General features: G+C 36.0%; 8 protein-coding genes. 4 read left to right on the top strand and 4 right to left on the bottom strand.

Features of this window, described 5'->3' with window-relative positions:
- Positions 1–10 precede the first annotated feature (10 nt).
- From IPM51_03615 to IPM51_03605, 3 genes are all read right to left on the bottom strand, one after another.
- A complete protein-coding gene (locus IPM51_03615; GenBank protein MBK9283386.1) occupies positions 11–3,322 on the bottom strand; it encodes a gliding motility-associated C-terminal domain-containing protein in 3,312 nt (1,103 codons plus the stop codon).
- An 11-nt stretch (positions 3,323–3,333) separates the two neighbouring features.
- Positions 3,334–3,789: a hypothetical protein gene (locus IPM51_03610; protein MBK9283385.1), complete on the bottom strand. Its 456-nt coding sequence runs from the start codon at positions 3,787–3,789 to the stop codon at positions 3,334–3,336.
- Between the two features lie 107 nt (positions 3,790–3,896).
- Complete coding sequence (locus tag IPM51_03605; GenBank protein MBK9283384.1) at positions 3,897–7,700, bottom strand: gliding motility-associated C-terminal domain-containing protein; 3,804 nt, start codon at positions 7,698–7,700, stop codon at positions 3,897–3,899.
- A gap of 132 nt (positions 7,701–7,832) precedes the next feature.
- Here IPM51_03605 and fabG point away from each other — a divergent pair, with 132 nt between their 5' ends.
- From fabG to IPM51_03585, 4 genes are all read left to right on the top strand, one after another.
- On the top strand, positions 7,833–8,579 hold the full coding sequence (gene fabG, locus IPM51_03600) for a 3-oxoacyl-[acyl-carrier-protein] reductase (GenBank protein ID MBK9283383.1): 747 nt from the start codon (positions 7,833–7,835) through the stop codon (positions 8,577–8,579).
- A 182-nt stretch (positions 8,580–8,761) separates the two neighbouring features.
- A complete protein-coding gene (locus IPM51_03595; GenBank protein MBK9283382.1) occupies positions 8,762–10,654 on the top strand; it encodes a VWA domain-containing protein in 1,893 nt (630 codons plus the stop codon).
- 4 nt (positions 10,655–10,658) lie between these two features.
- A complete protein-coding gene (locus IPM51_03590) occupies positions 10,659–11,009 on the top strand; it encodes a hypothetical protein (GenBank protein MBK9283381.1) in 351 nt (116 codons plus the stop codon).
- A 56-nt stretch (positions 11,010–11,065) separates the two neighbouring features.
- Positions 11,066–12,154: an acyl-CoA desaturase gene (locus IPM51_03585; protein MBK9283380.1), complete on the top strand. Its 1,089-nt coding sequence runs from the start codon at positions 11,066–11,068 to the stop codon at positions 12,152–12,154.
- 13 nt (positions 12,155–12,167) lie between these two features.
- Here the strand turns inward: IPM51_03585 and IPM51_03580 are convergent, their stop codons facing one another.
- Positions 12,168–13,385: an alanine dehydrogenase gene (locus tag IPM51_03580; protein ID MBK9283379.1), complete on the bottom strand. Its 1,218-nt coding sequence runs from the start codon at positions 13,383–13,385 to the stop codon at positions 12,168–12,170.
- Position 13,386: the final 1 nt, after the last annotated feature.

The raw sequence follows: 13,386 nt of genomic DNA, 5'->3' as shown, positions 1-13,386 counted from the left end.
ATTAGTCTATTTATCGTAACAGTGTGATATTTCCTTTTGATTCGTATTCTTTATCATCCTTTCCTTTGCCTTTAATAATGTACATATAAACGCCGCTAGCACATTCCTTTCCACTGAAATTCTTTCCATCCCAGACAATATTTCCGGTTTTGCTATTTGTTTCATAAACTTTTCCGCCCCAACGATCAATAATTATCGCCGATATTTCGTTCATATTCGCAACCTTCAAGAAAAACACATCATTGCTTCCATCTCCATTTGGCGTGAAAATATTCGGCACTTCCATTTTAGAAGGTGCATCAACAATAATTGTTTTGTAAGTTGTGTCTTTACATAAACCTTTTGTTGCTATCAACATGACTGTGTAAGATCCGGGTGCTGCATACAATGCATTTGTATTAATATTAGTCGTACTGCTAGCACTTGTACCATTACCAAAACTCCAAACAGATGAAATGCTGGAAGAACCTAAACTGCTAGTAGATTTATTATCAAAATTAACGGCTAATGGAGCATACCCGGTTGATGGATTAGCTTCGAAATCGGCAGTGATTCCACCACCTGTAACAATAACTGTCCCGGTAGCTTTACATCCGGTTAAAGTATTAGTCACCACAAACACATATTCACCATTTAATGAAACAGCTACTGTAGAAGAGGCAGTTCCACTTAAATCCGGATTAATATTCATAGTTATTGCGTTTGTAGGACTGAATGATGTGCCAACAGGGAAACGAGTAACGAAATAACGAACCCCGCCTGTATTAGTTCCGGTTAAGGCAAAACTCATGGTTGCTTGACTAGCTCCGCAATCTAAGGTTGAACCACTCACCGGATTTACTAATACGGGCGGTTGTGTTCTATCCAAAACATTTACCGTTCCGGTGTGTTTGCATCCATTATATGCATCTTCAACAGTTAAAGAATAAACACCAGGAACATAACAACTATAAGATGACGGTCCGCAGGTTGGCGTTTGAGGTGAAGGACCTTCCCAGCATGGGTTGGCCACAAAAGCACCCGGGCCTCCACCTGAAGTGGTAGTGCTACTTCCGGTAGTTAAAACAACCGGAGCTCGGTCTGAATTACAATATATAGCAGTTGGTGTTGCTATCGAAATGGTTGGGCTTGAAACCGGTGGTTTAAAATTCTGATTAATATTTACCACAGATGTAGACTGACATGCATTTAAAGTATTATTAGCAACAACTGTAAAGTTTGCATAAGTTAATGATGTTGTACTTGTGTTGGGACCATTCGCTGGATCACCAATAACTACTGTAGGAGTAGATAAAGTTGGCGGCGTTGATGGTACATTCCATGTGATTATTGTATTAGGAGTTGATGTTGTTCCTGTTGCAATAACGGTAGGATTTTTACAAGTTAACGTTTGAGTATACATACTTGCAGATACGTTCGGCGCAACGGTATTTTGAATTACCGGAACTTGAATTGTGGTTCGACAAAAATTAGAGTTATCCTGAACTATGATAGTCCATGTTCCGGGTAATGTAGTTGTTGTTGAACTGTTATTTCCTAAAATCACACTTGGCGTAACCACACCGGTAAATGTTGGAGCTAAAAAAGTATAACTACATGTAGCAGGTGGCGTTTGCGTACTAACCGGATTAATTATTGAAATAGTAGTGCTGTTTAAAGGTGCACAACCTACTGAGAAATTAGTAGGACTACTTAATGAGAAAGTTGGCCATGCGGATAATGAAGTTATGGTAACGGTCTTCTGAGTGGTGCAACCATTCACTTGGTTTGTAGTTACTAAAGTATACACACCAGGAGGGATGGCCCCACTTAAAATACTGATTGTATTATTTGATGTTGCTAGGGGTACTCCGCCAGGTAAAGGATTTAAAGGACTATACCAATCGTGTTGGATATTAATTGTAGGGTTAGATACCGTTCCACTAAAAGTAACAGGCGCACCGGAATTACAAGTGATTGCTTGGCTTACAGGGCTAACTGAGGTAACCGGCGCAGCGGTATTTTGGGCAATAGTTAGGGTTTGTGTTGTAGCACAACCAAAAACTCCATTATCAGCAGTTACCGTATATGTACCCTGAGTTCCCGGCGTAAATGAAACCGCCGAGCTTGTGAATGAATTTCCTAAACTCACCCAAGTATATGTGTAATTATTAGGTGAAGCACTTAGTGCAATCACGGTATTTGTACAAGTTAAAGAATAAGTTCCACCAGGAGGAGAAATCGTAAAGTTTGCGGGAGAAGGAACCGGCCCCATGGTAAAGGAAGTAGTAGTTATACAACCATTTGCAGTAGTAACGGTAACTGTAGTTACTCCCGGTAATAAATTACTAGCTGTAGTTTGTGTAGGAGATAATATTCCCGGAGGAACCGGATTCCAAGTAACTGTATAATTTGGGGTTGGTGAAGGATTCCAGCTTAAATTTAAATTTACAGCATTAACGGTATTCCCACACGAGGCTTGCGTTAATGATGGAGCAACTAACGGTGATGGATTTACCGTAACGTTTGTTACGCCTGTAGTAGTTTGAATTGCATTTGCTTGGTTAGTCCCGGTAACATAAGTTGTGTAGGATGAAGTCACTGAAGGAGTAACAACAAAAGTACCGGAAGGATTACTGATTCCTCCCGGATTCATGGAAAAAGTTGGATTAGTTAAATTGGAATAATTGATTGCGGTTACTGTAACATTAGCACCGGCACAAATAACGAAATTGGGATTGCAATTGGGATTACAAGATAAAGAGGCAGTGCCTAAAGATTGAAAAGATACCAAAGTATTTACCCCACTATAATTTGAGATACAAATAATAAATTGCTGACAAGCATTAACCGCCAACGGAGCTTCATAATTGCCTGAATTACCACCAGGAGGAATATTGCCCGGCGCGGCAATCCCTGTTCCGCCGGATGAAGTGGCGTTCCAATTACAACGAATAGGAGGCAATGTATTGTTTAATATATTCTGGCAAGCCGTGGGTGAATAAGGCCACATGGCCCAATCATAAAAACCAACTTGAGGATTAGGACTGTTACCCGCACCAAAAACAAATTCAAGGTTACCGGCATTACCTACAGTGATCAATAACCATTGCGGACGATTTTCACCGGTTAACAAACAACCGGAGTTAGGCGGATTTGGATTCGTTTGTGGATTACTGATATTATTACCATTTGGCAAATCGTTCACATTTCCAACTCCCTGAACAGAAAAGAAAGAAAAACTCGGATTTGAACATAATGGAATATAATTGATACAATCTGCATTTTGTGAATTGGCTATCACACTTACCAATAACAACGATATAAATAATAATCTTTTCATTTTTAATTCTTTTATCTAGTTACTAATTGATTAATCTGTTTAAATAATCCGGCTTCCAAATTCTTTTGTATAACAGTTCCTTCGGAGTCAAATATTACATTTTTGATTCCGGACACATTTAATCCATTTGAAACTACGGAAATTGCTTTCTCTGTTTTATCTTTAGTCAAAGTAATATCATTCAAGCTTAAATCTTCATTTAAACTAACCAATACTCCAATCATTCCTCTACTCCCACCCTTCAATTTTGCGAACTCATAGATGGAATATGCTTTATTGAGTTCAGCATTCATATCCCGGCTGGTTTTATCCTGTGCCGACCAAACATTTACAGCAATTAACTTATTTTCTAAATTAATTTCTGGGTGTTCTGCCTTTAACCTTTCTTTTATTTTGGTATAAAGATTATCCTGAGCAGATAAAATGGATGAGATTAGGATAAGAGTTATTAAGCCAATTTTTTTCATACACTATAATTTTAAAATCAATTAGTACTTTAAAGATAACAAAATCTACACAATAAAAAACCCCGCATTGTTAAATAAAATGCGGGGTTTTTAAAGTGTTTTTAACTTTATCTGAACAAACTTATATTTCCTTTTTGTTCGTATTCTTTTCCGTCTTTTCCGGTAGCCTTAATGATGTAGAAATAAACACCAGAAGCACATTCTTTACCTCCGAAATTCTTTCCATCCCAGGCAATATTGCCGGTGCTTGAAGTGGTTTCATAAACTTTATTTCCCCAACGATCTAAAATAACTGCATTAATTTCTGAAAGGTTAGCCACCTTTAAAAAGAATACATCATTATTACCATCTCCATTTGGAGTGAATACGTTAGGCACTTCAATTTTAGAAGGGATATCCACACGAATTACTCTATAAACTGTATCTGTACATGATCCTTTTGTTGCAATCATTTTTACAGTGTATGTTCCAGGAGCATTATATATGGCAGATGTTTGAATATTAGTAGTAGTGGTTTGCGATGTTCCATTACCAAAACTCCAAACAGATGTTATACTAGAACTACTTGTGCTGCTGCTTGAATTATTAAAGAACGAAACCGTTAAAGGCGCGTAACCTGTTTCCGGACTTGCATCAATATTGGCAGTTAATCCACCAGGAACAACTGTGAAATATCCAACAGCTTGACAACCGGTTAAGGTATTTGAAACAACATACTCATATGCACCTAACTTATCTACAGTTACACTTTGTGATGCAGTTCCACTTAATAAAGGATTTAAATTTATTTGAATTGCATTTGTAGGCGTGAAGGCAGTTCCCGAAGGGTATTCAGTTACTAAATATCTGATTCCTGTATTTGTACCGGTTAATGCAAAGCTTAATGTTGCAGCTACATTTACACCACCGCAATCTAAGGTTGAAGTAGCATACGCATTGGTTATAACAGGAGGTTGAGTTCTATCTAATACATTCACAGTACCTGTACGTGTACATCCATTGTAATTATCTTCAATCGTTAATGAATATACACCCGGTACATAACAGCTGTATGATGAAGCTCCACTAACAGTACCTTGAGGAGACGGACCTTCCCAATACGGATTTGCCACGAAAGCACTTGGGCCACCACCCGAAGTGGTTGTACTACTACCTGTTGTTAGTACTACTGGTGCACTACCTGCATTACAATAAATTGCAGTAGGTGTTGCTATAGAAATAGTAGGACTAGAAATCGGCGGTTTAAAGTTTTGATTAATGCTTACTACAGAAGTAGATTGACATGCATTTAAAGTGTTTGTTGCTACAACCGTAAAGTTGGCATAGGTTAATGATGTAGTACTTGTGTTTGGACCATTTGCCGGATCACCAATAATTACTGTAGGAGTAGATAAGGTTGGAGGCGTTGAAGGTACATTCCATGTAATAATCGTATTCCCAGTTGTAGTTGTTCCCGTAGCAATTACTGTAGGATTCCTACAAGTAAGTGTTGGCGTAAATAATGATGCAGATACATTTGGTGCAACTGTGTTTTGTAAAACAGGAACTTGAATAGTTGTTCTACACCAATTAGAATTATCTTGTACTATGATTGTCCATGTTCCGGGAATAGTAGTTACTGTTGAACTGTTATTTCCTAAAATTACACTTGGTGTCACCACTCCTGTAAATGTTGGTGCTAAAAACGTATAACTACAAGTTGCCGGCGGTGTTTGTGTAGATACCGGATTAATAATTGATAAAGTAGTACTGTTTAAAGGAGAACAACCCACAGAGAAATTGGTAGGACTGGCCAGCGAGAATGTTGGCCATGCCGATAAAGAAGTTATCGTTACGGTTTTCGCTGAAGAACATCCGTTCACTTGATTGGTAGTCACCAAAGTATAAATCCCAGGAGGTAAAGCTCCACTTAATATACTTATTGTATTATTTGAAGTGGCAATTGGAACACCACCCGGTAAAGGGTTTAATGGGCTATACCAATCGTGTTGAATATTTACAGTTGGGTTTGTTACTGTACCGCTAAATGTTACAGGCGCACCTGAGTTACAAGTAATCGCTTGTGAACTTGGATTTACCGTATTGGTAGGTTGGGTAGTAAAAATATTTACTGTTACAATTTCAGTTGTAAAACAACCGGTGGCCGGATCGGTAGCCGTAACGGTAATTGTATTTGCGGCGGTAATTCCAACTGTTGCAGTATTTGCCGTGAATGATAAACTCGACCAGAAATAATTTAATGTACCATATGTATAATTAGATACAGCTTGCAAATTAATTGTTGGATTAATACAAGTTATCGAATACGAACCGGTTAAATTATTAACGGTAAAGGTTACCGGAGGAGGGGCAGGTAAAATATTTAATGTAACAGTTGCTTTACAACCTAAAGGATCAAGTACAGTGATAGTAGTAATTCCTATTGGTAATCCTGTTGCGTTCAATGAATTTCCTGATAAGGACAATGGAGCCGGACTCCATGTAATAACCGGATTAACTGATGCTGAACCTGCAGTAGTTAATGAAGCTAACGATAATGTATTTGTACATCCCGATTGAGTAGCAGAACCTAAGGCAATTGGTGCCGGGGTTATACTAACGGTAATTACTTTAGTAATAGGAGCGCATGATCCCGGAGGATTCATCGTTAACATTAATGTGCCACTTTGATTAGTTACTAAAGTTATGTTTGTGTTATTAGGAACAGTTAAAGGAGCAGGAATACTAATTTGACCCGAGTTCCAACTGTAAGGCCCTAGTCCGCTTGGCGCTGTAATAGTTGCTCCTGCAGCACCACATGTTGGTAAGGTAATACTAGGTGTACCTGCCGGGAAACCATTGCCGTTCCCGACTATGACCATAGGAGAACATTGTGCATCAAAAAATGAATAACCGTAGTGACCACCATACACACAATCGCTCACTAAAATTTCAATAGTTATGTTTGAACCAATGTATTGTGTTAAATCCATGGAATTGATACTCCACTTATTGAAAATATAAGAACCGCTTCCTGTAAATGGCGTACCCGTACCACAATTGAAAAATGGCATTGGAGTTACAGTTGTACATTGATTACTTGGCGTAGCAATTGAATAACTCGGACAAGTTAAAGTATTTCCATTGGCAGAAACTTTAATTTGAAAATTTGCTCCGTCGCAACATCCGTGATTTGTATAAAATACAGAAGCAAATGCAAACTGGAATAAAGCATTAGATGGAGTAACCGCAAAAGTTTTAGAAAGCTTCTCTACCGAATAATCGCCAGCTGCAGGATTATTAATACGAATAACTTTAGTTCCGGCCATTGGAATTGGAACCTGAGGATTATTTCCATTTCCATTATTTGCACCGGTTCCAAAAACCGAATAAATTGGATAAACTCCTCCAATAATAGGATCTACAAATCCGGTACCTGAAGGACAGTCGATAAGTGCGCTGGCGAAAGGTGCATTCGGACAGCAAGTTTGTAAATTACAGTTGCTGGCATAATTTAAATTATTATCGCCGGTAACTGTCCATCCATTAATCTGATCAGTTGCTGTAATTTGCGCTGGCGTCGATCCTTCAAAATCCTCATTTGTACAGGCAGGAACAACTTGAGTTTTGCTTGCTACATATGAATTTAAATAGGATTTTCCGGGATTGTAAACTTTCTGTAATCCATATTTATTGTTGATAAAAAATCTTTTAGATTTGGCCATTTTTACTTTTAATTCTTCGCCATATAATCCTTCTGAAACGGCGGCTTGTTGACAAGCAATTGCATCAAATCCGTTCAATGAATCAATATCAAAAGCATAAGTTAATAAAGCATGCATTTGACGCGCTGCACTGGACTGCGAAAACAATTCCCCTTTTGTGAGAAAAATTGTGATGAGAAGACTAAAAATTAATTTGAACTTTTTCATATGTTTGAGTTTAATGTTGATTTCGATTTTAACATTCTTTGCAATTATCGTGCCAAAGATAAAAATATTGTTAAAAACATTAAGTTATTTCTCATATTATTTAGTATTACATTTGAGTTTTACCCAATCATTATGAAAGATTTACAAAATAAAACGGTTTTAATTTCAGGAGCCACGCGTGGAATTGGCCGATCTGTAGCTTTAGCGTTTGCCAAATCCGGTTCAAATGTGGCCTTTACTTACATGAATTCAGAAGAAATGGCGAAAGAATTAGAGTGCGAACTAAATAATTTAGGAGTTAAGGCAAAAGGATATAAAAGTGACGCCGCAAATTTTGCTTCAGCTGATACTTTGGTTAACCAGGTACTTGAAACATTTGGTACCATTGATATATTAGTAAATAATGCTGGTATTACTAAAGATACTTTATTGATGCGCATGAGTGAACAACAATGGGACGATGTAATTAATGCTAATCTAAAATCTGTTTTTAATTTAACTAAGGCTGCACAACGTCCTATGCTAAAAGCAAAAAAAGGATCTATCATTAATATGAGTTCGGTGGTAGGTGTAAAAGGCAACGCGGGTCAAAGTAATTATGCCGCATCAAAAGCAGGTATTATTGGTTTTACAAAATCAGTTGCATTAGAATTGGGATCAAGAAATATACGATGTAATGCCATTGCACCCGGATTTATTGAAACAGAAATGACCGCTGCATTGGACGAAAAAATGATACAACAATGGAGAGACGGAATACCTTTAAAACGAGGAGGAAGTCCTGAGGATGTAGCTAATTTAACGCTATTTCTGGCGAGCGATATGAGTTCATATATAACCGGTCAGTGCATTAATGTTTGCGGAGGCATGCTTACTTAATTTACTTTAATTTGGATTCAAAATTGATATTCGGCAATTCCTGGTATCATCTATTTTTCTGCTTTTTTATTGCCGGAATCCTTTCGGCAATTCTTTATTTTAAACATAAGAAAAATTCCGAAATTTCTTCCTTATGGTTATGGATCATGAGCACACTGCGGTTTAGTGTGTTTTCAATTCTTATGCTTTTACTACTGGATATATTAATAAAATTATATGTGCACGAAACTCAACAACCCACAGTAATAATAGCTATAGATAATTCTAATTCGATGGTAAGTGCGAAAGACAGTAGTTTTATTCGCAACACCTTGCCCCTAAAAATTCAACAATTAGCAGAACAATTGTCCGGCGAAAAACAGGTAAAACTGATAAGCTTCGGCTCTAAAGTAAACCCTTATCAAAAAGCCGATTTTAAAGAACGTGAATCAGACATGCAGTTATTAATGAGCGATATCGAAAATAACTTTGCAAATACAAATATTGGCGCTCTAATAATTGTTAGCGATGGCATTATCAATAAAGGAATAAATCCCCTCTATCAAATTGAAAAATTAAATTTTCCAATTTATACCGTTGCCACGGGCGATACAACCGAAATAATTGATGTGGCCATTCAAAAAATTAATTCTAATTCTTTTTCCTATCTGGGTAATGTGTTTCCTGTTGAAGTAGTTATTCGGTCCAAAAAAGCAATTGGCAAAGAAATTAAAATTGGCCTTTATGAAAACAACCTGAAGTTAGATGAGAAAAAAATGCTGATTACCGCTGATAATTTTATTAGTACAACATCTTTTACAGTAAATGCTTCGCAGGTAGGTATGCATAAATACACCATTCAAACATCAGTTATTGTACAAGAATTAAATATTAAAAATAACACTTCTACTTTTTTAGTTGATGTTATCGACAGCAGGCAAAAAATTCTTCTACTCGCCAACAGCCCCCATCCGGATATTGCAGCAATAAAAGATGCTATCACCAATAATAATTCTTACGAACTTAAAAGTTTATACTTTGAAGGAAGTAACGAAAATTTGAGCTTATATAATTTAGTTGTGATTCATGGATATTCAAATGCCAATGCTAACTTGATAAATATTTTAAAAAATAAGAATATACCTTATTTAATTATAGCCCCACGAGTTTCAGATAATATTCAATATCTGAAATTTAATCCAACTCAGTTAAAACAAAATGACGTAGAGGCCTTTGTAAATACTGAGTTTGGCTTATTCAATTTAAGCGAAGAATTAAAAAATATGATTCACGAAATGCCTGCCCTTAAAGTTCCTTTTGGGAATTATTCCATTAACAACGGAGTTGAAATACTACTAAAGCAAAAAATCGGCACTATTGAAACTAACAATCCCTTATTAATTTTCACTGAAGTTGCTAACTTAAGAAGTGGAGTTTTTATTGGCGAAGGAATTTGGAAATGGAAAATGAGAGATTTCGCAGAAAGAAATAATAACAATCAGTTTAATGATTTTATCAGCAAAATAATTCAGTTTCTTTCTATTAAATCCGACAAAAGCTTTTTTAGAATAAACGCACCTAAATTAGTTAATGAAAATGAAGATGTGCTTATACAAGCCGAGGTTTACAATAAAAGTTATGAAGCTATAACAGAACCTGACGTGAATTTTAAATTAACAAATGAGGATAAAAAAGTATTTGAATACTCCTTCAGTAAATTTGAAAAATTATATAAACTTAATTTAGGTAATTTGAGTCCGGGTGAATATCAATATGAAGCAAAAGTAAATACAAATGGGGATATTTTAACAAAGTCGGGTATTTTCACTGTAAGAAAAATTGAAACAGAAAATTTAAATACAGTGGCTAATCATCAATTACTTGCACAACTTAGCAAACAAAGTGGAGGCATTTTATTTCCAGCAGATAATATTTTAAGTGTAAGTGATAGCATAGCAAAAAATACTATCATAAAACCAGTAACTTATAGCTCACACAAGTCTATTTTTTTAGTTGAATTTAAATGGATTTTTGTACTAATATTAAGTTTATTAAGCTTAGAATGGTTTTTTAGAAAAAAATATGCGGGTATTTAAATCTGTGAATAAACAGACATTTATTTGGATTATTTTAATTGGCTTTGGCATGCAACGTTGTTCTATTGATGAGCTAAAAGCGGAATTCCCAAATGAAAATAAAATTATTGCCAAAAAAAAATTCAAGATTAATCTACCTGAAAATCACAAATTGGGCGAAAATTGGGTTTTAATAGATGATTATAATCATGAAATAATAAATCATATTAATTCAGTTTGGCATGGTGATCAGAAAGGACTGGATATTAATTTTTTAGCTCTGAAACAGGGTAAAACTACGATAAAACTAAAATTATTAAAGATGAAAGATAGCGTTGCGGTTAAACAATATATTGTTGATATCCAAACTAAATAATTTTTTTCTTTAGCTCGAATCAACTAACTTCACAGTCATAAAATTTTAAATGAATTATGCTCGGAACAAGTAACATCAGATTTACGAATAATAATCGTCAATTCTATATGGAATTGAAAAAACGTGTTGATGCTTATTTCAAAGAAAATAATATAAGCAAAACCGGAAATATAAATATGTATATCAAAACCATTTTTATGATTTCGGCGTACGTTGTGCCGTTTACCCTATTGTGTACAGGTATTTTTGAAAGCAAATTAGTTTGGTGGATGTTGGCCGGAATTATGGGTTTTGCGATGGCCGGAATCGGACTTTGTATTATGCACGATGCCAATCACGGCAGCTATAGTAATAATAAAAAACTAAACAGCTTTTTAGGTTTTTCAATTAATTTACTGGGCGGTCATGCCATGAATTGGAAAATTCAACACAATGTAATTCATCACACATTTACGAATGTGCATAATCATGATGAGGACATTACCCCTCCCGGTTTTATGCGTTTTGAACCTCATGCAAAGAGAAAGTGGATTCATAAATTACAGTTCATTTATGCTTGGATTTTTTATGGCATGATGACCATGATGTGGACCTCTACAAAAGATTTTAAGCAATTAAGAAGATATGAAAAATTAGGTTTAGTGAAAGCCCAGAATTCAACCTTTATGAAGGAACTTATGATAATCATTTTCTCTAAAGTGTTTTATTTTGCCTATATGATTTTACCTTTTGTGTTTGTCAGCAATATGACCTTTATTGATTGGGTAATCGGATTTTTAACTATACATTATATTGCCGGTTTTGTTTTGGCTGCCATTTTTCAACCTGCACACGTAGCTGAAACAACGGAATTTCCTTTACCTACAGAATCAGGAAATTTAGAAAATGATTGGGCAATCCACCAAATTAAAACCACTATGAATTTTGCTAATGGAAATCCAATATTATCCTGGTTAATGGGCGGTTTAAATTTTCAGGTAGAACATCACTTATTCCCAACAATTTGCCATGTTCATTATCCTAAAATTTCTAAAATTGTTAAGGAAACAGCTGCGGAATTCCAACTACCCTATTTATCTAAAAAGACATTTATTGGCGCCCTATGGTCGCATGAAATGATGTTGTGGAAATTAGGAAGAGCTTAATTATTCTTTACCGTTAAATTGCTGCCATCAACAGATTAATGTCTTTAAATGGTAAGTTAAATGCTTCGCCTAAAAACTGATTAGTAAGAATTCCATTATAAATGTAAACTCCGTTTCTTAATCCCGGATCCTTACGAACTATTCCATCAAAACCTCCTTCATCACCCATATTCATAACAACCTGCTGAAAAATATTACTTAAGGCATAAGAAGCAGTGCGGGCAACTCGACTATTTATATTAGGTACGCAATAATGAATCACTCCATTTTTTCTGAAAACAGGTTGTGAATGATTGGTTACTTCGGATGTTTCAAACACGCCTCCCTGATCTATACTTACATCAATGATTACCGAACCGGGTTTCATTTCACTCACCATTGCTTCTGTAACTACACAAGGAGTTCTGCCACGGGTAGCTCTTAGAGCTCCAATAGCAACATCTGCTGATTTTAAATGTTTTTCCAACACTTTAGGAACAATAACTGATGTAAATACTCTTGAAGGTAATTGATTTTGCAAGCGACGTAATCTAGAGGTTGAGTTGTCAAATACTTTTACCGTTGCTCCTAATCCTAATGCAGCTCTGGCTGCTACTTCTCCAACTGTACCAGCACCAATAATTACTACCTCGGTTGGTGAAATGCCGCTGATTCCTCCTAAAATAGACCCAACACCATTATTTACATTACTCAATAATTCTGCGGCTATCAAAATACTTGCGCCACCGGCAATCTCACCCATAGCGCGGATTACCGGAAAAATTCCAGCATCATCTAATATTAGATCAAATGCTACACAATTTAATTTTTTACTGGTTAATTTTTTTAAAAAATCCTGAGGCTGAACAGTTAACTGCAAGGCACTAAAAAGTGTTTGCTTAGGTTGCATGAGTTCAATTTCTTCAATAGTTGGGGGCGCAATTTTTAAAATCAAATTCGCCTTATATACTTCCTCAGGTGAATTCACTATTTCTGCACCAGCCTCGCTATAATCACTGTCTTCAAAATTCGCTGCCTTACCCGCTCCGGATTGAATTATTATTCTATGCCCATTATTCGTTAATAAATTCACCGCATCCGGTACTAAGGCAACTCGATTTTCTTGAAAAGCAATTTCTTTTGGAATTCCGATTAAGAGTTTTCCTTTTTTTCTTGCCACTTCCAGCATTTCTTCCTGCGGTGCATATGCACCCTTTGTAAGTGCAAATAAAACGTCTTTATTCATTGCCATA

The sequence above is a fragment of the Sphingobacteriaceae bacterium genome, from assembly GCA_016715905.1.
GTDB lineage: Bacteria > Bacteroidota > Bacteroidia > B-17B0 > Aurantibacillaceae > Aurantibacillus.
The sequence above is the reverse complement of the archived record's forward strand: the minus strand, read 5'-3'. Positions and strand labels throughout refer to the sequence as shown.